Here is a 26,541-nt window from a genome sequence, read left to right on the forward strand (position 1 = left end):
CCGTATGTACAGATACATTGTGTTGTTTAGCGATGTAGGTTTCTGAAATGGTTTCTGTTAAAGTATCCATTATCTTTTGTTTTAAACGGTTTGTGATAAAACAATGCTTATCCACAATAGGTGTTTCAGCTGTAAATGATGATTGACAGGATTTACAATAAAAACGTTGTTTAGTGAGTGATAAATAGGCGTTTAGTCCTGAAATTTGGCATAAAGACAGTCGCGATTGACGTGTCCCATTTTTTACAATGCCATTGGTTGCGTGACAATTTGGGCAACAATCTGGTGTATAGGTTAATTTACCGTATAAGACTAATGATTTTTTATGTCGAATGTCACACTCTGATACGTTTTCATGATCAAATGTGATGTTTTTATCCTTTAATTGTAGTAAGATTTCTGTTATATTAGACATAGGCAATTTCTCCTTATTATTTGGTCGTACTTTTAATTTAAGAGAAAATTGCCTTTTTGTCTACATAAAATTAGGGTTGTTGGCTTATGCCATCAACCCTAAAAATTATACAGCCTGTAAAAAAGCATTAGCACTTTTTTGTGCTATATTATCTCGTATTTTATATAAATTGTTTCTTTTTGATATTTTTTGTATGCGTTATCAGAAATGTGTTGACATCCTTTGTCACTAGTGGTACTATCACTTTATAAAGTTGTTCAACCAATTTTATATTTTGTTAGACAAATTATCCGAGTAATGACATTGAGAGAAAATGAGAGGAGGCACTATATTGTTATGTATCTAGACAATGTGATTTCATTGGATAATAAAAAACTTAGAGGAGAATAATTATGTCAAAATCTTTAAAAATGGTCTATAAAGTGGTAATTGCATTATTGGTTGTGGTATTAGCAGCGTGTTCTTCACAATCAAGTGAGAAAACGGATACAAAAATGATGTCTGATAAAAATGAAAAATCATCTGTACGAGTAGGCGTTGTATTTACGACTGCTGGATTAGGGGGAGAGTCGTTCAATGATTTAGTATTTGAAGGTGTAAAACGTGCTAAAGATGACTTAGGCGTTGAGTTTGATTATGTAGAACCAAAATCTGTTTCTGACCAAGAAATTACATTAGATGAAATGGCAAGTTCTGGTAAATATCAACTTGTTATTGCCGTAGGATTTGAACAAGTTGACGCTATAAAAGTCGTTGCTAAAAATTATCCAGAACAAAAATTTGCTTTGATTGATGCTCAAGTAGATTTACCAAATGTTTCTTGTTATGTATCACGTGAAGAAGAAGGTACTTTCTTATTAGGTGCATTGGCAGCGCTTGTAAAAAAAGAAGGCACTCTTAATATGTTGAATAAAGAAAAAGTAATTGGTTTTATTGGTGGTGTTGAAAGTCCTCTTATTAATAAATTTGCAGCAGGATATACAGCAGGTGCAAGATATGTTGATAAAGACTTAACTGTATTAGTTGATTATGCAGGTAGCTTCAATGATCCATCTACAGCAAAAGTTATCGCAGAAACAATGCACAGTAAAAATGCAGATATTGTTTTCCATGCAGCAGGTGCATCAGGTATGGGATTATTCCAAGCAGCTGAAGAAAAAGGATTTCTTAGCATGGGAGTTAACTCAAATCAAAATAAAATTAAACCAGACTATATTATGGCAAGTATGTTGAAATTAGCAAATCAAGCATCTTACGAAGTAATTAAAAGTGTTGTAGAAAATGCTTATAAACCTGGTATTAATACACTTGGTTTGAAACAAGAAGGTGTTGGTATTACATTAGATAAAAGTAATATCAAAGTATCTGAAGATATTGTGAAAACAGTTGATGACATTAAGAAAAAAATTATTGATGGTTCAATTGAAGTGCCTACTGCATTAGATAAAGTAGACAGTTTTATTGAGAGTCATCAATTAGGAAAATAACAGAACCTCTCGTGTAAAGGAGGAAATAAAATGGCTTATGCTATTGAATTAAGAAACATTACAAAACAGTTTCCCGGAGTATTGGCAAATGACAATATTACTTTAAAAGTTGAAGAAAATACAGTCCATAGTATTTTAGGAGAAAATGGTTCAGGGAAATCAACATTGATGAATGTTTTATTTGGATTACATAAAGCTGATCAAGGTGAGATTTATATCAATGGACAAAAAGCTGTCATTCACAATCCAGAGGATGCCTATAGATATGGTGTCGGAATGGTACATCAACATTTTATGTTGGTAGAACAAATGACTGCTTTGGAAAATATTATTTTAGGAAAAGAAGTCGGTAACTTTTTTATTGATAAAGAGCAATCTTATAAGGAAGTCAGTGCATTAGTTGAAAAATATGGTTTCCAATTAGATTTGAATGAAAAAGTTGCGAATTTATCTATCGGTATGAAGCAAAGGGTAGAAATATTAAAAACATTATACCGAGGTGCTGATACTGTAATATTAGATGAACCGTCTGCTGTATTGACCCCACAAGAAGTATTAGAATTATTCGATATGATTCGTTCATTAAAAGAAAAAGGAAAAACAATTATTTTTATCACACATAAACTTAATGAGATTATGGAAGTAGCCGATACAATTACGGTTATAAGACGTGGTAAAGTCATCACGTCTATTGATAAAAATAGTACAAATACGGAAAAATTAGCGAATGCTATGGTGGGACGCGATGTCACGATTATTCAGTCGGTTGAACAAGAGATACAAGGTGATGTCGTGTTAGAAGTGAATGCGTTACCACTATTATCTCATACGAATAAAACAGTGTCATTTTCTATTCGAGCAGGTGAAATTTTTGGTGTAGCAGGTGTTGAAGGAAATGGACAACTTCAATTAGAAGAGTCAATTGTCGGATTGATTAAATCATCAGAAAATCAAGTGATGTTTCATCAACAAGATATTGGTCAATTAAATCCGGCTTCACGGAAAAAATTAGGGATTGGATATATTCCATCAGATCGCTTTAAACGTGCTATTTTACCAGATTTTTCTGTTTTAGAAAATATTCTATTAGGTTTTCAAGATAGTGAGCCGTTTGTGAAAAATGGAGTTGTTCAAGAAAAAGAATTGTATAAGTATAGCAACGAATTGATCGAAAAATTTGATATTCGTTTACCAAATGCATCTGTACCAATTAAAACATTATCTGGTGGGAATCAGCAAAAAGTTGTTGTTGCCAGAGAAACGAGTAGACATCCTAAATTAGTAGTGGCTTGTCAACCAACTCGTGGATTAGATGTTGGTGCGATTGAGTTTATTCATGAAACATTATTAAAACTACGTGATGAAGGAAAAGCGATTTTACTCATTTCGGCTGAATTGACAGAAGTCATGAATTTAAGTGACCGTATAGGTGTGATGTTTGAGGGAGAATTCCAAGATATTTTAACGCGTGATGCATTTGATCAAGAGCATATTGGAAATCTTATGGCAGGAAATAAGAAAGTAGGTGAATCATCATGACTAAAAAAACATTTATGAAATATTCGATATGGTATGACTTATCAGTATCTTTATTTGCGATTGTTGTGGCATTAGTCATTGGTGCTATTGTTATTGCTGTTATGGGAGAAAATCCTGTTAAAGTTTATCAATCATTGCTAGCAGGAGCATTAGGTAGCCCTCGTGATATTGCCAATACAGTAAGTAAAACCATTCCGCTCATTTTTACAGGTTTAGCTGTTGCTGTAGGTTTTAGAAGTGGTGTTTTTAATATTGGGGCAGAAGGGCAATTAACTTTTGCTGCTATGGTATCTGTTATCGTTGCTTTAGCCATGCCAAATATGAGCCCGTTCATTGCTTTACCAATTATTTTTATCTCTGGTATTTTAGCAGGAGCATTGATCGGTGCTATTTCAGGTGTTTTTAAAGCTGTATTTCAAATAAACGAAGTAATTGTTGCGATTATGTTGAATTATATCGTTAAACATTTTACGTCATTTTTAGCAAACGGTCCTTTAAAAGCACCTGGTACTGTGGCACAAACAGAAATGATTGCTGAATCGTTTCAATTACCAAAATTGTTACCAAGAACACAACTAACAAGTGCTTTATTTATTGCTTTAATTGTTGTAGCAGCTATTTATATTTTATTATGGAAAACGAGTATTGGTTATAAAATTCGTGCCGTAGGTTCTAATAAATCAGCTGCACAAGCAGCGGGGATAAATAGTAAAGCAACTATGATTTTTGCTATGGCACTTAGTGGAAGTATCGCTTCTTTAGCAGGTATTACCGAAGTGTTAGGAAAGCAGTATCGTTTCATTGAAGGATTTTCTCCTTCGTTTGGCTTTACAGGAATTGCAGTTGCTGTTTTAGGGAAAAATAATCCTCTTGGTGTTATTTTATCAGCTTTCTTATTTGGTATTATGGATAATGGTGCTTTGAGAATGAGCCGTGAAACAGCTGTTTCAAGTAGTATTATAGTGGTTATTCAAGGTTTGGTTATTTTATTCATTTCAGCACCTAAAATTATTAGTTTTGTATCGAAAAGAAAGGAGATGATTAAAAAATGAATCATGTCACATTTGTACTCGATATTTTGTATCTTGCTATTCAACTATCTATTCCCATTGTATTAGGTGCTTTGTGTGGAACTATTGCGGAACGTAGTGGTGTTATTTTACTTGGTGTAGAAGGATTGATGTTATTTGGTTCTTTCTTTGGTGTATTAGGCGTATATTTAACAAATAATCCTTGGATAGGTGTCATAGCCTCTATTGTAATTGGTGGATTGATGGGATTATTGTATGGTGTATTTGTTTTACGTTACCGTGCCCAACAATCAGTTGTAGGTGTTGGTTTTAATTTTCTAGGAAGTGGTGTAACGGCTGTATTATTAAAAATGATATGGGATGCAGAAGGATTATCAACAACTGTTCAAACTGTTCCTACAGTTACTATTCCTATTTTGAGTGATATTCCGTTTATAAACCGTTTGTTCTTAGATCAAAGTCCATATTTGTACTTTATGGTTATCATTGTCGCAGCGACATATATTATCATGTATAAAACAAAAGTTGGTCTACGTTTACGAGCAATGGGAGAAAATCCTTATGCAGTACAAACTGCAGGTATTTCTGTAAATCGTTATCGCTATATTGCGTTGATGATAAGTGGAATGATTGCAGGTCTTGCCGGTTCTTTCTTATCTATTTCACAAAATAATTTATTTGTAACAGATATGGTTGCCGGAAGAGGATTTATGGGATTAGCGGCAAATATTTTTGGTGGATGGCATCCACTAGGCTCACTAGGTGCAAGTTTTATTTTCTCAACAGCGCAAGCAGTGCGTTTTAAATTAGTTGATGCAAGTATTCCAACGCATTTAATATCGCTTTTACCATATATGACGACATTATTTGTATTGTTAGTCGTTGGATTAAAATCAAAAACACCAACAGCTCCAGAGGGACTTGGAAAGTTGGTGGACTAAAGATTGAGTAAAACTAGACAATATATATACCTAATCACTGGACTATTGGTGATGAGTTTAGGAATAGCGCTTTTTCTAAAATCTGGGCTAGGAGCTAATCCGTTAACTACTTTTACTAATGGCGTTTCTTTAACAGTAAACATTAGTGTGGGAACTGCTTCTCAACTAATTATGTTATCGTTATTGATTGTTGTGTTTGCTTTAGATAAAAGCCGCATAGGAATAGGGACAGTGATAAACGGGGTATGTGTTGGCATATTTATTGATATGTTTATGAAATTACCACTTGAAGCAACTCATTGGAGTATACAGTGGATACTTTTGATAATAGCTTGTGTGCTATTTTCAATGGGGTTGGGCTTATATGTATCATCTAATTTAGGTGAAGGAACAGTCGATGCTTTTATGATTATTATTAAAAATAAATGCCATGTTCCAATAAAAATTGCTAGAATTATTTTAGATATGATTTTAGTAGGATTAGGATTTTTATTAGGAAGCAATATTGGAATCGGAACAATTATAGGTATGGTAACGACTGGACCAATAATGAATCAAACAATGAAATATATAAAGAAAAAGTGAGGTTATGATAATGGACGAAAACATGAAAATGTTACATATTGCATTAAAAAAAGGAGATGTAGGAGAGTACGCTTTTTTACCTGGTTCTCCAGAACGTGCATTAAAAATATCAAAATATCTTGAAAACAGCGAAAAAGTTGCACAAAATAGAGAACATACAACATATTCTGGATATTTAGACGGTGTAAAAGTAACCGTTACATCAACAGGTATGGGAGGCCCATCAACAGCCATTACAGTTGAAGAATTGGCTAAATTGGGTGTTAAAACATTTATACGTATAGGAACATGTGCTTCTGTTTCTCCAAAAGTGAAGAGGGGGGATGTTGTTATTCCTAATGGATGTGTTAAAATGGAAGGAACAAGTCTACATTACACACCAGTTGAGTTTCCAGCTGTTCCGGACTATTATTTATTGAAAGAACTTGAAAAGGCAGCAATTAAGTTGGGGTATGAATATAATATTGCACCGTCTATTACAAAAGATTCTTTCTACACACAAACAGAGCCTGAAACAAAACCAGTTAGCTATGAGTTAATTAATAAGTGGAATGCTTATGAGCGAAGTGGTGCAACAAGTACAGAAATGGAAAGTGCAACATTATTTTCTGTGACAGGAACAATAGAAGGTTGTCGTTCCGCAACAGTACTTGTTTCTGCGACTAATTATAAAAATTATAGTTCAGATGCAAAAACATATCCTGGTGATTTAGAAGAGCGTGCGATCTTAACTGCTATTGAAGCAATGAAAGAAGTCATTAAGGCAGATTCGCAACAAAAATAAAAAATACAGGAGTTTATATTATGGTAAAAGAACAAACAGAAGTATCTAAATCAAAAGTCCCTTTATATGTCAGTGCTTATGAAACATTATATAGTTTGATGGCAGATGGGCATTATTTACCAGGAGATAAACTCCCGAATGAAAACGAATTGGCTAAAATGTTAAACATTAGTCGAGGTACTTTACGACAAGCGTTACTTCTTTTTCAAGAAGACGGACTTATCATTAATAAACATGGCTCGGGTAATTATGTCACAGAAAAAATTGCTAAAACATCAGAAGGTTTAGAAAAAAAGACCGTTATTTGTGATCGCTTTTCGAGAGAAAAAGGAAAATGGACACTGACAAATATTTCTTATCAACCTGCAACTAAAATTATTAGTGAAACTTTGCGTATTGATAATGAAAAGTTGGTTGTTCTCTTTGAATTGATTTATTGTGTCGATGATAAGAAAATCAGTTGCATGGATATATTTTTACCGTATGATATTTTACAACATGAAAATATATCATTAAATAATTATGATGACATGCAAACGTTCATTTTTAATTATATTGCCCAAAAGACAAATGAGTCTTATGTTGATTTGCGTGTTATTGATGTTAGAAGTCGTATCGCAAAACGATTAGAGATTACAGAAGGCAGTTCATTGTGTTGTTTTTATGAAGTAATGTATACAGAAATGGGCATACCAACTGTTTATACAAAATCATATTGTGTACCGTCTGAATATAATTTTTATATTCATTCTAAAAGATAATATTCTTTTAAAAAGATTGAATTTTGATTTTATTATATTGAGAAAAATTTTGGTAGGAATGGATCATATTCATTCCTACTTTTTGGTGTTGATGGCTTCCAAAAGGAAGCTATCAACACCTTTTTATTATTTTATAGTGTTTATAAAGTTTTATTGAAATAGAGGCATAGAAGATTTTTTAATCATACGTTATTTTTCTTAGTGGGAGAAAAGTACAAAAAGATTTCTTGTTTTTATTAACTCATATTATTTGACAGAGAACTTTTTTATGTTTAGAAGATAGTTTCAAAGAATACGTTAAAAATACGACTATCCTATTTGTTTTTATTTTCCTTTCCTAATAACATAAGCTATAATAAACAAGCGTAGATGAAACAGTAAATAAAGGAGTTGCAAATATGAGCACAATTCAATGGTTTCCAGGGCATATGGCAAAAGCCAAGAGGGAAGCAATCGAGAAATTAAAATTAGTGGATATTGTCATTGAATTATTGGATGCCCGCATTCCTTATTCAAGTCGTAATCCGATGATTGATGAGATTGTGGGTGAAAAAAAGCGTCTTGTAGTATTAAATAAAGTTGACTTAGCTGATGACAAACTCACAAAAGAATGGGTATCCTATTTTAAAGAACGAAGTATTGATATTTTAACTATTTCTGCAAAAGACGGAAAAGGATTAAAACAAATTCAAGAAAAACTGAAAGACATGATGTCTGAAAAGTTTGAAAAATTACGTGCAAAAGGCTTGAAATCACGTCCGATTCGATTGATGATTTTAGGTATCCCAAATGTTGGAAAATCAACGTTAATCAATCGCTTTATTAAAAAAAATAAAGCTGTGACAGGTAATAAACCGGGAGTAACAAAAGGACAACAATGGTTAAAGTTAGGAACAGAATTTGAATTGTTAGATACACCGGGGATTTTATGGCCGAAGTTTGAGGATGAAAGTATTGGGAAAAAATTAGCCTTAACAGGTGCCATTAAAGATACGATTCTTCAACTAGAAGATGTGTCTTTATTTGCGATTGACTTTTTTGCTCGTTATTATCCTGAATCATTCAAAAAATCATTTGGTTTAACCCAAGAAAACTTAGACTTACCAAATGCAGAATTATTGATGTATATGACGGAACGTATGGGACTAAAAGACGATTACGATAAAGCAAATGAAAAAATTATTTTTGATATTAGAAGTGGCAAATTAGGTGGCTATACATTGGATCATGTATCGGATATGTTATTGGAAGAAGAGGATATGTAATGACAAAATGGACAACGTCGCAAATTAAGGATGCATTGAACAGTATACAACATAAACAGGATATACCTGTGGAATGGTATCAAGATGAGAGAAAAAGTGTTCAACAGGCGTTAAAAAGTTGGGAAGACAAGCTAGTAAAATTCAAGAAACTTCAAGAAAAATTAGATAGTATGCTATCTTTTGAAAAAGCATTGACAAAAAATGGATACAAAGCTATTGCAGGAATTGATGAAGTTGGACGTGGACCACTAGCAGGACCAGTTGTTGCAGCGTGTGTTATGATGCCAATGGATACCTTTATTTTATCAGTGAATGATTCAAAACAATTATCTGAGAAAAAAAGAGAGAAATTATATAAAGAGATTATGGCAAATGCAATTAGTGTTGGTATTGGCATTGTTGAACCGAATGATATTGATACATTAAATATTTATCAAGCAACAAAAGTAGCTATGCAACAAGCCGTTGATAAAATGTCAATAAAACCAGATTTCTTATTGATTGATGCGATGACATTAACAAATGATTTACCACAAGAAAGTTTGATTAAAGGTGATGCAAGAAGTTATAGTATTGCCTGTGCAAGTATTATCGCTAAAGTAACACGAGATAGAATGATGTGTGAGTATGCTCAACACTATCCACATTATGCTTTTGATAAAAATGCTGGATATGGCACAAAAGATCATTTATTAGGTTTAGAAAAATATGGTATAACGCCTATTCATCGTAAAAGTTTTGAACCGATTAAAACGATGTTAAACAACAATTTTCACCAATAAAGTGAAAATTGTTGTTTTTTGCATATATAGTATATAAAAAAGAAAAGGAGAAAAGAAATGTTTCAAGATGTACTTTTACTTTTTATTCATGCGTCTTACGGTACTTGGAAAGACGGTATTGATTTGGTGAAGTGTCTATTACACTATCAACATATACAAACAGCCATTTATCATGTGTTGGATAAACAGAAAGCACAGCAGTTTTTAGTTGATTTAAAGCAGATTGAACAGATTAGGGCAATGTATCAACAACATCAAATAAAAATTATAACGATTTTTGATAGTGTTTATCCGATAGATTTATTACGAACACGTAGACCGCCTCTCGTTTTGTTTTGTAAGGGACAGATTGATTTGCTTAAGGATAAAAAGATAGGTGTTTTTAGTTCTAGGTATTTTGATCACTATGGTGAACAAGTGCTTTCAAATGTGTTAATGAAAAGTCATTATGACGTATTTGTGAGTAGTTTATGCGACAAGCATATTGGTCAATTATATGAACAAACGTTAATAGCACATAAAAAATGTATTGCTGTTTTGGCAACAGGTTGTGATGTGTCCTATCCTTTAAAATATATTTTCTTACAAAGACGCTTACAAGAAAAGGGCTTGATTATTACAGAATATCCGTTAGGAACATTTTTTAATAAACAAGTATTAAAGCGACAAATGGAGTTAGTTGTAAGTTTGTCGGATAAAATCTGTGGTATTCAAACTTGTTCACATCATATTGCGGTTGAGTTTACACTCGAGCAAGGAAAATCTTTATTTGTACCACCGCATTCATTATTTTTAAAACAGGGTGATAATCAACTCATAAAAGAAGGTGCTATTCCATTATTAAGTCCAACAACATTAAACGAGGAATGAGAGTACCTATTTAGTTGTGTTTATGGTATAATTTTTTTATAAAGGACATTTTTGGAGGTTATTATGACACAAAATTTATATGATATTGCTAACGAATTGGAACGTGCTTTACGTGTATCAGAACCAGTGAATGCATTAAGAGAAGTAATTCAAAAAATTGAAGGAAATGCACAAGCAAAAGAACAGTTTGAAGCATTTAAAGCATTGACAGAAAAATTCCAAACAATGCAAATGACAGGTACACAGCCAACAGAAGAAGATTTAAAAGAAGCTGAGGAAGTATCTAAAAAAGCACAAGATAATGAATATATTATGGAATTGGTGAAAGCTGAGCAAACATTAAGTGTTCTTATGGAAGACTTAAATCGTATTATTACAAAACCACTTTCAGAATTATATCATCCAGAGAACGCATAGTTCTCTTTTTTCTTACAATATGGAACGGAAAGGTACTGTATGAGTATTCAATTTTTACACATTTCAGATATACATTTGGATAGTCCATTTCATCATATTCGTAATATTTTTCCAGAGTTGATGATAAAATGCCAAGAGGCGAGTAAAATATCTTTTCAATATTTGGTAACGTATGCTATTGAACAGCAGGTTGATATTGTGGTGATTGCAGGGGATAGTTTTAATAGTGTATATCCAAGTGTGTCTGCACAGTTATTTTTTAAGGAACAATTACAGCGATTAGTGGATCATCATATTCAAATTGTGCTATGCCATGGAAATCACGATTATGTACGTCTGCCTAAAATTGTTGCTTTGCCAGAGAAAGTGTATGTATTTGATGAACATGTTGAAACATTTGTTTTAACGACAAAATCTCAAGAAAAAGTAGCCTTTAGTGGTTTTAGTTATCATCATGTACATGTGCAAGATAGAAAAGTAACGCATTATCCAGTACGGTTTTCAAATGTTGATTACCACGTAGGTGTGTTACATGGTGCATTAGAAAGTATCGCAACAGAAAAGGGATTGTATGCACCTTTTTCTTTAAGTGAATTAAACAGTAAACACTATGATTATTGGGCATTAGGACATATTCATAAACGATCTATTTTACAAGAAAAGCCTCCTATTGTATATGCTGGTAATATTCAAGGATTAAATTGCAAAGAAACAGGAAAAAAGGGAGCATATCTTGTGACTTTAGACAAAGGCAAAGAGGCAGTACTTGAATTTATTCCTGCGGAAACAATTTTATGGGAACATGTGACACTTTCGTTATCTGAATGCTCTACTGTAGAAGATGTGCAATCTTTACTAAAAAAAGAGGAAATAACATCTTCACAGCAAACAAAAATTATATCGATCGACTTCATAGAGCATGCACATATTCCAGAAGAATTACGACAATTTTTACAAACAGATGAGGCATTACAAGTGTTATCACAAAACGCTATGTATATATATCGTTTAACATTTTTATCATCCCATACACATACATTAAATTTAAATGTATCCATGGAGAAAAAATGGGGGAACATACAACAATATGGTGTTGAAAATAAAGAGTATCAGACGGCTCTGCAATCATTGTTTAAAAATACAACGATAAGAACGCTCTTTCCTGATTTATTACATGATGATGTCTTTAAAGAAGAAGTTTTCTCAAAAGCAATAAATACTGTTGAACAGCAGATAAATCATTAAAGAGAAAGGAGGTAATTCATGCGTCTGTCAAAATTACATATATATGGATATGGGAAATGGAGTAATAAAATCATTGATTTAACGGAAGATTTGGTGGTTTTTACAGGTCATAATGAAGCGGGTAAGTCCACTTTACAATCGTTTATTAAGAGTATTTTATTTGGATTTCCAACAGCACGTAAAAAGGATATTAACCAATATATTCCAAAAACAGATACGCAATATGGTGGACAAATTGTACTAGAAGATACCCAATATGGAACGGTTATTGTTGAACGAGTTAGACAGTTAAAAGGTTCAGCCAGTGGCATATTAACAATAAAAAATGAAAAAGGTGATACACTTCCAGATAATGTATTAGATGATATATTAGGGAATGTCACACAAGATATTTATGATAGTTTTTATGCACTACAATTATCTCATTTACAAGAGTTGACAAAAGTAGATGCCAATGATTTAAATCGTTATTTTTTAACGATTGGTACAAGTGGTAGTGATACATTGTATCAATTAAGAGATATGTGGCTATCTAAAGCACAAGGATTGTATAAACAATCTGGAAGCAATCCATTACTCAATCAAAAATTAACATTATTGAAAAAACTAGATGAAAAATTACAATATTTACAAAATCAACAAGAAACCTATGCACAATTATTAGCGGATAGACAAGACGTTTTATCTTCTAAAGAAGAATTATTTCAAAAAGAAACAGCATTGAAACAAGATATTCAATCCATTGAAAAAGGACTTGCACTATATGGCATATTAGTAGAATCTCAACAAATAGAATTAGAATATGGACAGTTTAAATCAGTTTCGATACCGGAGCATGCGAAAGAAACATTGCAGAAGATTGATGAACAAATCGCTTATTATGATAAACAGCTTGGGACATTAAAACAACGTACAGTGAGTGCAACACAAGAAGTTGATTTAACTTGGTACAAAGAACAGGCACATTTGATTAAACAGACCATTCAATTATTGCCAAAAATTGAACAGTTTATGCAAGTATTATTAAAGTCTGATTATGAAAAAAGTGTGAAAGAAGATGCTTTGTTATTAGAATGTCAACGTTTTGATATAGATAGACTACCAAATGAGGCTTACCAAAAAGATGATACATTTGAAATGCTGTGTCAAGAAGAGGAAGCTATTTCACAAGAAAGAATCCCTTTAGAAGAACAAATAAAAACTCTTAAACAACGTTTGTTAGATAAACAAGATCGACTAGAACAACTTAGAAAATCACCTATTTCTAGACTGAAACAAGAAAAACCAAGTGCGATATGGTGGATAAGTGCTTTGTTTGGATATATTTTGAGTATAATTGCCTTTGTTTTTATGCCTGTTTATATTGGTATATTAGTAGCCGTTTTAAGTAGTGGACTAATAGCATATTTTGCGGTAGAGCAACGGCATTATTATCAAGCAAAAAAAGAGCAGGATACAAAAAAATACTATATTAACGAACAAATAAAAGAAGAAGAACAGCGTCTAAATATAGAGGTAACAGCTTTAAAAGATTTACAGAATGAATTGCGTTTATTGCAAGATAAACAACAAATCTTTGAGAATAAAGCTATATCATTTAAACAAGCCTATGCTATACCTGAAGTACTTTCTTTGAAGCAGTTAAAATCTCTTGACTATGCATATGACTTAAAACATTCTCTTGAGAATATTCAAGCTCAACAAGATATGTATCATCAACAAGTTCAAAAATGGTTAGCTTCTTTTTCATTTTATGAACAACAGTATCCATTACTCGAAACAGATTTAGATGATGTGTCGCATTTAAGACAAGTATTAACAAATTTTAAAAAATATGTTGATACAATGAATATTGTCGTTGCAAAAGAGCATCAAAAATCAGAACAACAAAAGCAATTAGCTTATGATATAGCAACTTTAAATCAAGAAATCACACTTTTAAAAACGAATCGTCAGCATTTATTGGATGAAGTAGGTGTAAAAGATACAGCAAGTTTTTATGAAAAAGTCATGTTGTATGAAAAAGCAAAACGTTTTTTAGATAGACAAGTACTTTTACAAGAGCAATTACAATCTTCGACGGTGGATTTAAGTGTCTATGCAGATAAACAAGCTATTGAAGAAAATCTCCAACAAAAACAGGTATATTTAAACGACATAATACGTCAGCAAGCTGATGTTTATAAACAGTTGGCATCTGTTGAGGAGAGCATGAAGCGATTAGAAAAGGATGGGGAGTACACACAAGTTTTACAAGAATATACATCGTTAAAAGACGAGGTGTATGACTTGATGAGTGAGGTTGGAAGTTATTTGTTGTCAGCAAGATTCATTGAAATGTTGTTGAGTGTTGGTACTTCGGGACATTTAGATGATTTATTAGTTGAAGCTTCGAAACTATTTGCAAAGCTGACACATCAACGTTATGTTGCATTAACCTTTGATAAAGAAACAATTCGAGTGGTTAAGGCAAATAGCGATGTTTATTTATTACATGAATTATCGCAAGGAACTTTGGAACAATTATATGTTTCTCTACGATTTGCTTTTATTCGATATATTTCAAGCCGCTTATCCTTACCTGTTTTGATTGATGATAGTTTTGTGAATTTTGATAAAACAAGATTGACTGTTGTATACGAGTTATTAGAAGATTTGTCAAAAACAAATCAAGTCTTGTATTTCACATTTGATACAGATATAGAAAATCAATTAAAAGAAAAGGTACAAATAGAAAGATTACACGCATAGATGGGAGGAGTGTGTGATGACGAAAAAATTATATGATTATGTTGTTGGGGAAGACATGAATTTACCTGTTTTGATTAAAGCGGCAGATGTTCGTTTAACCAAAATGGATAAAGAATACATAGCTTTTACCTTTCAAGATAAAAGTGGACAAATGGATGCAAAATTTTGGGGAGCATCAAAAGAAGATATTGAGGCATTTCAAGTGGGTAAAGTTGTTTTATTGATAGGACAACGTGATGTCTATAAAAATACCCCCCAAATAAAAATAACAAGTTTAAAACTAGTAGAAAATGCTCGCGTGGAGCATTTTATGGAAAGAGCCCCTATGGATGTGTTAGAAATAGAAGAAGAAATGAATGTGGCTTTGTGTTGGATAGAAGACGCTATTATGGCACGTATTGTACGCTATATTTATCAAAAATATAAGCAAGTATTTTATGAATACCCGGCTGCTAAAAGACATCATCATGCTTTAGTCGGGGGATTGAGCTACCACACTTTGTCTATGCTTCGATTGGCAAAATCTGTATCAGAACAGTACCCAGAAATTAATTTATCATTATTAGCAGCAGGTGTTGTCCTACATGATATTGGTAAAGTTGTTGAATTATCAGGTAGTGTTGGAACAGACTATACATTAGAAGGAAATTTGATTGGGCATATTGTCATTATGTCAGATGAAATTACAAAAGCGTGTATTGAGTTAAATATTGATGATAAAAAAGAAAGTGTTCTATTATTAAAACATATTGTATTATCGCATCATGGTAAATTAGAATACGGCTCTCCAGTTGTACCTAAAATACTAGAAGCAGAAGTATTACATCATTTGGATATGTTAGATGCAACATTAAATATGATGACAAATGCTTTAGAGAAAACAGAAGCAGGGCAATATTCTGATAAAATCTATGGTTTAGATAATCGAATGTTTTATAAACCCAAATGATGCGTTGATAATATATCGAGTTAAAAAGAGTGAACTAGCAGCGACTAGTTCACTCTTTTTAGTATAAAGGAAGTATAAATAAAATTTGTTATAATCTAAATTACTGTGTATATCAAAGAAATAACTAAACAGATACAATACTGCTTTTTCTATATAGCTATACAGGAATAACATCGATGAAAAGATAGTTATTCTAAAAGGTTTAATCCCTTGATATGACTGTTTTTTGATGTTTTTATTTTATAGTAAATCTTCTTATGATACGCTTCAAGTTTAAGACATGTTTTGATAGTTACAAAAGGTAGCCTTTATATTAGTTGTTTTTTATCAATCCATAAAAATATTATCTGTAATACAATAAAAACACTTGTATAGGCAAAGATATATGGCATAATAGAGATTGAAAGCGTTGTAAGGAGGATTGTATCATGAAACGATTATTTGATATTGATCAATGGCATATTATTTCAAATAAATTAGAAAAAGAAGATAAACGTCTACAAGAAAGTTTGACGTCTATTGGAAATGGTTATATGGGTATGCGAGGTTTTTTTGAAGAGGGGTATTCAGGAGATACGCATTTAGGAACTTATATAGCTGGTGTGTGGTATCCAGATAAAACACGTGTTGGTTGGTGGAAAAATGGGTATCCGCAATATTTTGGGAAAGTCATTAATGCAACAAATTTTTTAGCTATAGATATTAGTATTAATGGTAAGCCTTTGGATTTAGCAGTGGATACTATTGAAGATTTTAGTTTAGATTTAAATATGAAAAATGGTGTATTAACACGTTCATTTACGCTAATAAGAGAGGATGCAAAAGTACGGTTTTCATTTGAACGTTTTTTGAGTATTGTGCAACAAGAATTGGCACTTATTTCTCTAAATATAGAGGTATTATCAGATAATGTAAACATAGATATAGCATCTAAATTAGTAGGTGATGTATGTAATGAAGACAGCAATTATGATGAACATTTTTGGGAAAGTGTTTCTTATGGTGTCGAGCCATTATATCTTCAAACGAAAACAACGCATAATCCATTTGAAGTACCTCGTTTTACAGTTTTAACAGCGATGAAAAATGAATGGTCTACCTCTTTTGCGACAGAATATGATGCGACTGATTTTTCTGCACATGAGATATGGCGAGGTATGTTGCATACTGGAAATACATTAAAGTTGATAAAATATGTGTCAGTTGTAACAAGTCGAGATGTTGCCGAAGAAAATCAGCTAGATGTATCTCAGGCTATTTTAGAAAAGGCAAGCCGAAAAGGATACAATGTATTAAAACAAGAACATGAACAAGCATGGAAAAAACGTTGGGAAAAAGCAGATGTGCAAATTTTTGGAGATGATGAGGCACAACAAGGCATTCGTTTTAATATTTTTCAACTATTTTCAACTTATTATGGAGAAGATTCACGATTGAATATTGGTCCAAAAGGATTTACTGGAGAAAAATATGGAGGGGCTACTTATTGGGATACAGAAGCCTATATTATGCCGATGTATTTATCAGTAGCAGATGAGCGTGTAACAGAAGAATTATTAGTGTATCGTTACAACCAATTAGACGGAGCGTATCATAATGCTGCACAACAAGGACTACAAGGTGCGTTGTATCCAATGGTAACATTTACCGGAATAGAGTGTCATAACGAGTGGGAAATTACATTTGAAGAAATTCATCGTAATGGAGCTATTGCTTGGGCAATTTATAACTACACCAATTATACAGGAAACACACAATATTTATTGAATAAAGGAATTGATGTTTTAGTTGGTATTTCAAGATTTTGGGCGGATAGAGTACATTATTCAAAACGGCATGAACAATATATGATACATGGTGTGACAGGTCCAAATGAGTACGAAAATAATGTGAATAATAACTATCATACAAATAATATAGCGAAGTGGACCTTGTCGTATACACTAGAAACAATAAATCAGTTGACACAAGATAAATACAACGCATTAGCATTGACGAAAGAAGAAATGAATAAATGGCAGGATATTGTCAATCGTATGTATTTACCTTATGACGAAACATTGGGTATTTATATCCAACACGATACATTTTTAGATAAAGATTTAACGCCAGTTTCTGAATTGAAACCAGAAGATAGACCTCTCAATCAAAAATGGTCATGGGATAAAATTTTACGTTCGCCATATATTAAACAAGCAGATGTTTTACAAAGTATTTATTTCTTTAATGATACATATACATTTGAGGAGAAAGAGCGTCATTTTAATTTTTATGAACCTTTAACGGTACATGAATCATCGCTTTCTCCATGTGTCCATGCTATTTTAGCTGCTGAATTAGGCAAAGAGAATAAAGCTGTTGAATTATATGCACGTACAGCACGCTTAGATTTAGACAATTATAATCATGATACAGAAGATGGGTTACATATTACGTCTATGAGCGGTAGTTGGTTATCCATTGTACAAGGCTTTGCTGGTATGCGTGTATATAAGAACATGTTAAGTTTTCATCCTTTTGTTCCGAAAAATTGGCAAGGCTATTGTTTTAACATTAACTTTAGACAACGATTATTACACATTTCTGTGGATAAAGAGTACATTACTGTTAAACGTGTTAAAGGAGATGCGCTATCTATTTGTATAAAAAATGAAATCGTTCGATTAGAAGATACTATACGTATTTTATTGTAGTTTGTTAAAGAAAGGGAAGTACAATGATAAAAGGACTTATTTTTGATTTAGATGGTGTCATTACAGATAGTGCAGAATATCATTATCAAGCGTGGAAAGCATTAGGGCAAGACTTAGGCATTCCATTTGATAGAGCATTTAATGAGCGATTAAAAGGAATTAGTCGTATGGAATCTCTTGAATTAATTTTAGAGCACGGTCATCAGTCGGAGCAGTATACACAAAAACAAAAGGAAATATTAGCCGATAAAAAGAATATACATTATTTATCTTTTGTTGAGAAGATGACAGAAAAAGATGTTCTACCAGGTATTCGCGATTTATTAAAAGAGGCAAAACAAAGACAATTAAAAATAGCATTGGCATCTGCTAGTAAAAATGGGCCGATGATTTTAAATCGTTTGGGTGTGCAGTCCTATTTTGATGTCATTGTTGACCCTTCGTCTTTAATACATGGTAAACCAAATCCAGAAATTTATATGAAAGGTGCAGATATGCTTGGATTGCAGCCAAGTGAGTGTATTGGATTAGAAGATGCACAAGCAGGTATAGAAGCGATACATCGTGCAGGGATGTTTGCTGTTGGCATTGGGGATTTCATTGTATTAAAAGAAGCAGATTATATCGTATCAGATACAAGTCAATTACAGTTAGATAAATTATTAGAAAATGCTAGAAAATGACTGAGAGAGGAAAAAAGAATGGAATTAGCATCTTTATATCATAGACCAGAAAGTGAATATGCTTATTTATATACAAAAGATACCATGCACATACGTTTTAGAGCCAAAAAAGATGATGTTAAAGATATCGTGATTTTTTATGGAGATCCGTATTTAATGAGTGAAACGATTGATGCATTACAAAATAAATCTATGAGAAAAATAGCTTCTACTAAGTTATATGATTATTTTCAAGTCAGTGTATGTGCCCCTCATAGACGTTTAGCATATTTATTTGTTGTGACTTCTGTGAATGATACACGGTACATTTATAGTGATAAAGGTGTGAATATTTATTCTGATAAAGGATTACAAACGATTTCTCATTATTTCAGATTGCCTTATTTTCATGAAAAAGACATGGTTAAAACACCTCAGTGGGTAAAGGAAACGGTTTGGTATCAAATTTTTCCAGAACGTTTTGCCAATGGTAATCCTGATTTATCTCCTCAAAATGTGCTATCTTGGGATAGTAAAGAACACCCTAGTCGTACCGATTTTTTTGGTGGGGATTTACAAGGTGTTTTGGATAACCTAGACTATTTAGAAGAACTTGGTGTCAACGGATTATATTTTTGTCCGATTTTTGAAGCGAGTACCAATCATAAATATGACACTATTGATTATATGCAAATTGATAGACATTTTGGTGATAAATCTTTGTTTAAAACATTGGTTGATACTGCTCATCAAAAAGGAATGAAAATTATGCTAGATGCAGTTTTTAATCATCTCGGTCATCACTCAAAACAATGGCAAGATGTTTTAACGCATCAAGAACACTCTAAATATAAAAATTGGTTTCATATTTTACGATTTCCAGTTGGACAAACAGAAATTATAGATATTGAAAATACAAAAGATTTAGAGTATGATACCTTTTCTTTTAGTGCCAATATGCCAAAGTTAAATACAGCTAATGAAGAGGTACAAAAATACTTATTAGATATCGCAACATATTGGATTCGTGAGTTTCACATTGATGCATGGCGATTAGATGTTGCCAATGAAGTAGATCATCATTTTTGGAAGAAATTTTATGAAGAAGCAGTTGCCTTAAATGAAGATTTTTATATTTTAGGAGAAATTTGGCACTCTGCTCAAGCGTGGTTAAATGGTGATGAATTTCATGCTGTGATGAATTATGCTTTTACAGATAGCATTAAAGAAGGTATTCTCACTAAAAAAATAGCACCAGAAGAGATGATAAGTCAACTTCAAGAGCAAATGATGATGTACCGCCAACAGACAAATGAAGTGATGTTCAACTTATTAGATTCCCATGATACACCTCGTGTATTAACTGTAGCAAAAGGAGATAAAAAGCGCGTGATGTGTGCTTTGGCATTTATGTTTATGCAATTTGGGACACCATGTTTGTATTATGGTACAGAAGTAGGAATGACGGGGGAAGGAGATCCAGATTGTCGTAAGCCAATGTGGTGGGATACAGCCAAACAGGATAAAAAAATGTTGAATTTTACCAAACAGTTAATTCACTTTAGAAAGAGTTACGCTGATGTATTAGGAACAGGAGATGTTCAGCTTACATGTGAACATCATCTTGTGACGATAACACGAACATGTGGAAAACGTATGCTAAAAGGTTATTTTAATTTAAGTGAAAATCAAATTGCTTTAGAATGCACGTCAGTTTTTTCAACACAAGAAAAAAAGGGTATCTTATCTCCTAATGAATGTACTATAGAATATGCTGTCTTTTAAAGGATTTATGTCAAAAGTGCATTTTTATGTACATCAAAACCGTTATTTAAACCATTACTTTCATGAAAAACAAAAAAGAAAAGTCTATGCAATCGTATTTTTGCGATTTATGATATAATAAAGCTATCTTAATTTTTGGAGGAAAAAGTATGAAACTAGTAGATAGAAAAGATGTTAACCAAGCACATACATGGGATATGAGCTTGTTGTATCAAACAGATGAAGCCTTTCGAACAGAGTTAAAAACATTTGAGAAAGATATTGAAACATTTAAAGAAACATTTGAAAATACATTAAACACAATCGAACAAATGGACTTAGGTGTGAAAGCGTACGAAGTGTTGCTTGAAAAACTTTATCGCTTATCTCACTATGCGGAATTACCAATGACAGTAGACCGTTTCAATGATACTGTTGTGGAAAATGCCACATTATTTGAAGCAGTTGCTTCTAAATTTGCAGCCTATACAAGTTTCTTTGAAACAGAATTATCTGGATTAAATGACGATATATTAGATACATTTGTTGCTGAAAAACGTTCAGATTTAGCGTATTTCTTTGAAAAAATTAAACGTGCAAAAAAACATACATTGTCTAAAGATGTTGAACAAATCATTGCAAGTTATGAAAGTCTACCGTCCTTTTATAACTTATACGAAGTGACAAAATTTGAAGATATGCAATTTGATTCGTTTGAAGTAGACGGAAAAACATACGAGAATAGTTATGTTTTATATGAAAACTTACATGAAATGGATAATAACACATCTGTGCGTCGCCAAGCAGCAAAAAGTTTCTATAAAACATTGCGTGCGTATCAAAATACAACAGCCAATGAATATATTTCACATATTAAACGTGAAAAAATGTTGGCAACAGCTCGTGGTTATGAAAGTGTGATTGACTATTTATTAGATAAACAAGATGGAAATCGTGATTTATATGACAGACAAATTCGTGTCATTATGCAAGAATTAGCACCACATATTCGTCGTTATATTAAACTTTTAGCAAGAGAACATGGTATTTCTGATATGCAATTTGCTGATTGTAAAATCAATTTAGACCCAGAATTTGAAGTAGATATGACAATCGAAGAATCTCGTGATTATTTGAAAAAAGCATTAGGCCTTTTAGGACAAGACTATGTGGCGATGATTGATGAGAGCTATGATAAACGTTGGACAGATTTCCCACAAAATATTGGAAAAAGTACGGGTGGATTTTGTGCAACTGTTAAAGATGTGGCAGCATTCATTCTATTATCATGGACAGGTAAAATGAATGAAGTATTTGTCTTAGCACATGAATTAGGACATGCATATCACTTCATGTCCACTGGTAAACACCAATCTATTTTAAATTTTGATTGTCCATTATATTTTGTTGAGGCACCATCAACATGTAATGAAGTTATTGTATCGAATTATCTATTAAGTACAAGTACAGATGCACGCTTTAAACGATGGGTTATTAGTAATATGATTAGTCGTACATATTTTCACAATATGGTAACGCACTACTTAGAAGCTGTATACCAAGATCGTGTATACAAAAAAGTTGACAATAACGATATGCTAACAGCAGATGTATTAAATCAAATCAAGAGAGAGGTTTTAGAAGAATTTTTTGGTGATAGTCTTGTTGTTAATGAAGGTGCTGAATTAACATGGATGCGTCAACCACATTATTACATGGGATTATACCCATACACTTACTCAGCAGGTTTAACAATTGGAACAGCTGTTGCCAATAAAATGAATGAACAAAGTCAAGTAGATGCATGGTTAAACACACTAACAAAAGGTAGCAGCATGTCTGCACTTGAATTAAGCCAATTAGGTGGTTGTGATGTATCAACAGAACAACCATTAAAAGAAGCGATTGCTTATGTTGGACATTTAGTTGATGAATTATACCGTTTAACAGATGAATTAAAATAAAACAGAAAACCAGAGTGAACCGATAGTTCACTCTGGTTTTGTGATATTAGGATAAAATTTATAGCCTATCAAAGAATTGTTATAAATAGTATTTTTGGTTTTTAGAACGCATAAAAAAACATTTATTATATGTGGATTTATTGTTAGAAATATGATTGTAATGGGGGTAGGGTGCATTTACACATTTTTCTTTAAGTTGTATAATTATCATACAGAAAACACTCCAGTATTTTTATTTATTTTGAGAAGGGGATATTTTATAAATAGTTGTTATATCGTTTTATATAAGTTATTGAGTTTTAAACGAATAGTTGGTTAAATAGAGGGTATGATATAAAAATAAAAAGTAAGGAATGTTTTCTGTATATCTATAGGGCGTATCTTTCCCTATCCTATAACCATACGAAAAAACACCAATTATTTTATGAAATAATTGGTGTTTTTTCTTATTTTTTCATTAAAGGGACAATATATTTTTTCATAGAAAAATATAGAATAGGTGCAATAATTGCTGTAATGGTTGAGGTAATGAATGTATTGGTCATACCGATAAGTGTGGCGATAAACGTCGTTCCATTTCCGATAATAAAGGCATTTGTGATATATTTTCGAGTGAAAATCACAATGATTTTAGTTAAGCCTGCAATAAAAGCTAGTAGTGTTACATTTGTTAATGTGTCTTTTTGGTGAAGTTGACGATAACAAATACCCAATACAGCAACAACAATTAAAGATTCTAGGACTGTAAAGACAACAGAGTTGGCATAGCCACTTAATAAGTCGAAAATACCAAAACCAACAGATGCAGCAATCATAGCACTTTTTGTTCCAAGAATAAAAAATGTCACTACAACAAGAGCATTTCCTAAGTGCACCATGACTTTTGGAGCAATTTCAATTCTAAATAAATAAGTACCAATAAAAATAATAGCAGCGAATAAAGCTGTTAAAATAAGTTGTTTAAATTCTTTATTTTTCATGCGAGTATCCTTTCAGTAATTGTATATGTTTAGATAAATTTGGTAGTTGTTTTTCAAAGACGATACCATAAAGTGTATTTTTTTTTGAAGATAGTGTATCATCTAAGCAGGCAATAATGAAATCGAGTGTCGTTTGTACAGCTTGATGAATAGGGATATGTTGAATTAGTAATGAGCTTATTAGTGCTGAGCAAATATCTCCAGTTCCTGAAAAATAATGTGGGATATACTTTGTATCGCAGTATCCATATACGCCGTGATGTAAATAGGCAACACCGATTTTACCTTGTTCAAAGGAGATACCTGTTAAAATCACAGTTTGTGTTTTTTCATTGGATAGAGCATGTAAAATATTTAAAATATCCTCTTGTGTATATTGGTCAGGAATTGGTTTATTCAATAATAGACAAGCTTCTGTTAAATTGGGTAAAATAATATCTGCTTTATCGCATAACGATTTCAATACCATTGGATAATCATGTGGAAATCCACTGTACAATTTACCATTATCTGCCATAACGGGATCTACAATTAGTAAGTCTGTATCTGGTAAATGGTCTAAAAATAGTTTGACTTGTTCTTTATGACCAAAATAACCAGTTAGAATAGCATCAAAAGTTAAGTCGATATTTTTTTTCCAGTGATGTAAAATGTCTTCTAAATCTGATGTTAATATGTGTTTATAAACATTTGGAAATCCTGTATGTGCAGAAAGTAAAACCGTAGGTAATAAATGCGTTTCAATCTGCGTTGTTGCTAAGATAGGTAGCGTAACAGAAATCGCCACTTTTCCAAGACAGGATAAATCATTTACAACGAGTAATTGTTTCATGAATTGCCCCTTTCTAATAAAGATGTTGATTTATTTTAACAAAGTTTATCACAAAAATCTAATGTTTTGGAGTATAATAAATTAAAAAGGTGACAAAGAAAGGAAGTTATCAAATATGTATGTAACAAGATTATTGAAAAAATATTTATTATTAGGAGAACAACCAATACTTCACGAAATGGCTCCTAATTTTAATGGCGTGACAAGTAAAGGTGATGCTATTTCTTTAGAACAATTAAAAGGAAAAGTGACGATTATTAGTGTTATTCCAAATATCAATACACCGGTTTGTGACATGCAAACAAGAGCATTTAATAAACAAGTTAGTGAATTAAACGATGTTACACTCGTTACAGTTGCGAAAAATACACCAGAAGAATTTAATAATTGGTGTGCATCAAAAGGTGTCGATATGATTATGTTACCAGATATTGAAAAAAACTTTGGTATGGCGTATGGTATTGTTATGGATGAATTAGACGTGTTGGCACGTTCTGTATTTGTCATTGATAAAGAAGGACGTTTGGCATATATAGAAATTGTGCCTAAAATGACACAAGAACCAGACTATGAAAAAGCTTTAGAGGTTGCTAAAGAGTTGGTAGGATAAATATGAAGAACAGACCATAGAGATTATTCTATGGTTTTTTCATATTCAATAGGATATCGTCTAGGATACTTTTTTTCATACATAAAATATGGTATGATTATAGATACAAAAAAAGAAAGTGATAATAGTTTATGATAAATGAAGAAACGTTTAAACGCATTAAACAATTAACCGAATTACAAGCAACAAGTGGATTTGAACATAATGTTAGAGAATATATGAAAACACAACTTGCACCATTAGTAGATAAAATCGAACAAGATGGTCTAGGTGGTGTTTTTGGTGTGAGAGAACATCAAGATAAACAGGCTCCTAGAGTGATGTTTGCTGCGCACATGGATGAAGTAGGTTTTATGGTGACACATATTACAGATAGAGGTTTGTTTAAAGTGACATCTTTGGGAGGTTGGAATCCTTATGTTGTTTCTGCACAACGCTTTACACTGCAAACAAAACAAGGTGATTATACCTGTGTTTCTTCATCAGTTCCTCCGCATTTATTAAGAGGTACAAACCAATCTGGAGATATCTCTATTGACAATATTTTATTTGATGCCGGATTTGAGTCTAAAGATGAAGCAATTGCTTATGGTGTAAGACCGGGAGATACGATTGTGCCAAAAGTTGAAACAGAATTATTGGCGAATAAAAAACGGATTGTATCAAAAGCATGGGATAATCGTTATGGATGTGCTGTATTATTAGATGCTCTTCAAACAGTAAAAGATGATACATTAAAAAGTACCATTATTGCTGGAGCAAATGTGCAAGAAGAAGTTGGCTTAAGAGGTGCAAAAGGGTCTACTGTTTTATGCCAACCGGATGTTTTTTTTGCGGTAGATTGTTCACCAGCAGATGATTTACAAACAACAAATGGTACATTTGGGCATCTTGGAAAAGGAACGTTATTACGTATTTTAGATCCCGGTTTTATTTTGTTAAAAGGAATGAAAGAGTATTTATTGGATACGGCTGAAACACATGGTATTCCATATCAATACTTTGTTTCTAAAGGTGGAACAGATGCTGGTGCAGCTCATCAAATGAATACAGGGATACCAAGCGCTGTGATTGGTGTTTGTGCAAGATATATTCATACACATCAAACAATTTTCGCTATTGAAGATTATGAGGCTGCTAAAGAAATGATCGTACACATTATGAGAACATTTGATAGCAGTACACTTGATACAATTAAACGAATGAATGGGTAA

General features: G+C 32.3%; 23 protein-coding genes. 20 read left to right on the forward strand and 3 right to left on the reverse strand.

Translation table 11 applies throughout. From position 1 onward, the window contains the following. Window positions 1–415, reverse strand: a 415-nt coding sequence (locus GMA06_RS02270) for a helix-turn-helix domain-containing protein (RefSeq protein ID WP_163561551.1), incomplete at its 3' end; no start/stop codon positions are given. A gap of 392 nt (window positions 416–807) precedes the next feature. Between GMA06_RS02270 and GMA06_RS02275 the strand changes: the two genes are divergently transcribed. The 18 genes from GMA06_RS02275 (at window position 808) to pepF (ending at window position 22,905) form a co-directional block, all read left to right on the forward strand. Beyond that, window positions 808–1,902 carry a BMP family ABC transporter substrate-binding protein gene (locus tag GMA06_RS02275; RefSeq protein ID WP_163561552.1) on the forward strand — a complete coding sequence of 365 codons (1,095 nt, stop codon included), beginning with the start codon at window positions 808–810 and terminating at the stop codon, window positions 1,900–1,902. 30 nt (window positions 1,903–1,932) lie between these two features. Beyond that, on the forward strand, window positions 1,933–3,441 hold the full coding sequence (locus GMA06_RS02280) for an ABC transporter ATP-binding protein (RefSeq protein WP_163561553.1): 1,509 nt from the start codon (window positions 1,933–1,935) through the stop codon (window positions 3,439–3,441). Beyond that, window positions 3,438–4,493 (forward strand): ABC transporter permease, encoded by a 1,056-nt coding sequence (locus tag GMA06_RS02285; RefSeq protein ID WP_163546289.1) that lies wholly within the window; start codon window positions 3,438–3,440, stop codon window positions 4,491–4,493. Before GMA06_RS02280 ends, GMA06_RS02285 begins: the two co-directional genes overlap by 4 nt. Then, on the forward strand, window positions 4,490–5,413 hold the full coding sequence (locus GMA06_RS02290; RefSeq protein WP_163546290.1) for an ABC transporter permease: 924 nt from the start codon (window positions 4,490–4,492) through the stop codon (window positions 5,411–5,413). The genes GMA06_RS02285 and GMA06_RS02290 overlap by 4 nt, the downstream gene beginning before the upstream one ends. Before the next feature lie 3 nt (window positions 5,414–5,416). Then, window positions 5,417–5,998 carry a YitT family protein gene (locus tag GMA06_RS02295; protein ID WP_275896927.1) on the forward strand — a complete coding sequence of 194 codons (582 nt, stop codon included), beginning with the start codon at window positions 5,417–5,419 and terminating at the stop codon, window positions 5,996–5,998. Between the two features lie 22 nt (window positions 5,999–6,020). Continuing rightward, window positions 6,021–6,782: a nucleoside phosphorylase gene (locus GMA06_RS02300; protein WP_205422907.1), complete on the forward strand. Its 762-nt coding sequence runs from the start codon at window positions 6,021–6,023 to the stop codon at window positions 6,780–6,782. Window positions 6,783–6,802: 20 nt separating this feature from the next. Next, complete coding sequence (locus GMA06_RS02305; RefSeq protein ID WP_163546293.1) at window positions 6,803–7,543, forward strand: GntR family transcriptional regulator; 741 nt, start codon at window positions 6,803–6,805, stop codon at window positions 7,541–7,543. A 398-nt stretch (window positions 7,544–7,941) separates the two neighbouring features. Next, window positions 7,942–8,808 (forward strand): ribosome biogenesis GTPase YlqF, encoded by an 867-nt coding sequence (gene ylqF / locus GMA06_RS02310; RefSeq protein WP_163561555.1) that lies wholly within the window; start codon window positions 7,942–7,944, stop codon window positions 8,806–8,808. After that, on the forward strand, window positions 8,808–9,590 hold the full coding sequence (locus GMA06_RS02315; protein ID WP_163561556.1) for a ribonuclease HII: 783 nt from the start codon (window positions 8,808–8,810) through the stop codon (window positions 9,588–9,590). Before ylqF ends, GMA06_RS02315 begins: the two co-directional genes overlap by 1 nt. A 57-nt stretch (window positions 9,591–9,647) precedes the next feature. Continuing rightward, the gene (locus GMA06_RS02320) at window positions 9,648–10,460 is read left to right on the forward strand and encodes a DNA-processing protein DprA (RefSeq protein ID WP_163561557.1); all 813 of its coding nucleotides are present in this window, start codon (window positions 9,648–9,650) and stop codon (window positions 10,458–10,460) included. Window positions 10,461–10,523: 63 nt separating this feature from the next. Beyond that, window positions 10,524–10,877 (forward strand): YlbF family regulator, encoded by a 354-nt coding sequence (locus tag GMA06_RS02325; RefSeq protein WP_163546297.1) that lies wholly within the window; start codon window positions 10,524–10,526, stop codon window positions 10,875–10,877. A gap of 39 nt (window positions 10,878–10,916) precedes the next feature. Beyond that, complete coding sequence (locus GMA06_RS02330; protein WP_163561558.1) at window positions 10,917–12,122, forward strand: DNA repair exonuclease; 1,206 nt, start codon at window positions 10,917–10,919, stop codon at window positions 12,120–12,122. 18 nt (window positions 12,123–12,140) lie between these two features. Then, window positions 12,141–14,873 (forward strand): AAA family ATPase, encoded by a 2,733-nt coding sequence (locus tag GMA06_RS02335; protein ID WP_163561559.1) that lies wholly within the window; start codon window positions 12,141–12,143, stop codon window positions 14,871–14,873. Window positions 14,874–14,889: 16 nt separating this feature from the next. Next, window positions 14,890–15,822, forward strand: coding sequence for an HD domain-containing protein (locus GMA06_RS02340; protein WP_163561560.1), 933 nt, complete (start codon window positions 14,890–14,892; stop codon window positions 15,820–15,822). Between the two features lie 428 nt (window positions 15,823–16,250). Next, window positions 16,251–18,515 carry a glycoside hydrolase family 65 protein gene (locus tag GMA06_RS02345; RefSeq protein WP_163561561.1) on the forward strand — a complete coding sequence of 755 codons (2,265 nt, stop codon included), beginning with the start codon at window positions 16,251–16,253 and terminating at the stop codon, window positions 18,513–18,515. 23 nt (window positions 18,516–18,538) lie between these two features. After that, complete coding sequence (gene pgmB, locus GMA06_RS02350; RefSeq protein WP_163561562.1) at window positions 18,539–19,198, forward strand: beta-phosphoglucomutase; 660 nt, start codon at window positions 18,539–18,541, stop codon at window positions 19,196–19,198. An 18-nt stretch (window positions 19,199–19,216) separates the two neighbouring features. Next, on the forward strand, window positions 19,217–20,962 hold the full coding sequence (locus tag GMA06_RS02355) for a glycoside hydrolase family 13 protein (protein WP_163561563.1): 1,746 nt from the start codon (window positions 19,217–19,219) through the stop codon (window positions 20,960–20,962). A 149-nt stretch (window positions 20,963–21,111) separates the two neighbouring features. Next, window positions 21,112–22,905 (forward strand): oligoendopeptidase F, encoded by a 1,794-nt coding sequence (gene pepF / locus GMA06_RS02360; RefSeq protein ID WP_163546304.1) that lies wholly within the window; start codon window positions 21,112–21,114, stop codon window positions 22,903–22,905. 446 nt (window positions 22,906–23,351) lie between these two features. Here pepF and GMA06_RS02365 read toward each other — a convergent pair whose 3' ends face one another. Together GMA06_RS02365 and GMA06_RS02370 are read right to left on the reverse strand one after the other, a co-directional pair. After that, window positions 23,352–23,885, reverse strand: a complete 534-nt coding sequence (locus tag GMA06_RS02365; protein ID WP_163546305.1) for an ECF transporter S component — start codon at window positions 23,883–23,885, stop codon at window positions 23,352–23,354. Then, window positions 23,875–24,717: a pyridoxamine kinase gene (locus tag GMA06_RS02370; protein ID WP_163561564.1), complete on the reverse strand. Its 843-nt coding sequence runs from the start codon at window positions 24,715–24,717 to the stop codon at window positions 23,875–23,877. The genes GMA06_RS02365 and GMA06_RS02370 overlap by 11 nt, the downstream gene beginning before the upstream one ends. Before the next feature lie 115 nt (window positions 24,718–24,832). Here GMA06_RS02370 and tpx point away from each other — a divergent pair, with 115 nt between their 5' ends. Further along, window positions 24,833–25,327 carry a thiol peroxidase gene (gene tpx, locus GMA06_RS02375; RefSeq protein ID WP_163561565.1) on the forward strand — a complete coding sequence of 165 codons (495 nt, stop codon included), beginning with the start codon at window positions 24,833–24,835 and terminating at the stop codon, window positions 25,325–25,327. A gap of 134 nt (window positions 25,328–25,461) precedes the next feature. Then, window positions 25,462–26,541 (forward strand): glutamyl aminopeptidase, encoded by a 1,080-nt coding sequence (gene pepA, locus GMA06_RS02380; RefSeq protein ID WP_345940866.1) that lies wholly within the window; start codon window positions 25,462–25,464, stop codon window positions 26,539–26,541.

The organism is Granulicatella sp. zg-84 (assembly GCF_010892375.1).
Taxonomy (GTDB): domain Bacteria; phylum Bacillota; class Bacilli; order Lactobacillales; family Aerococcaceae; genus WM01.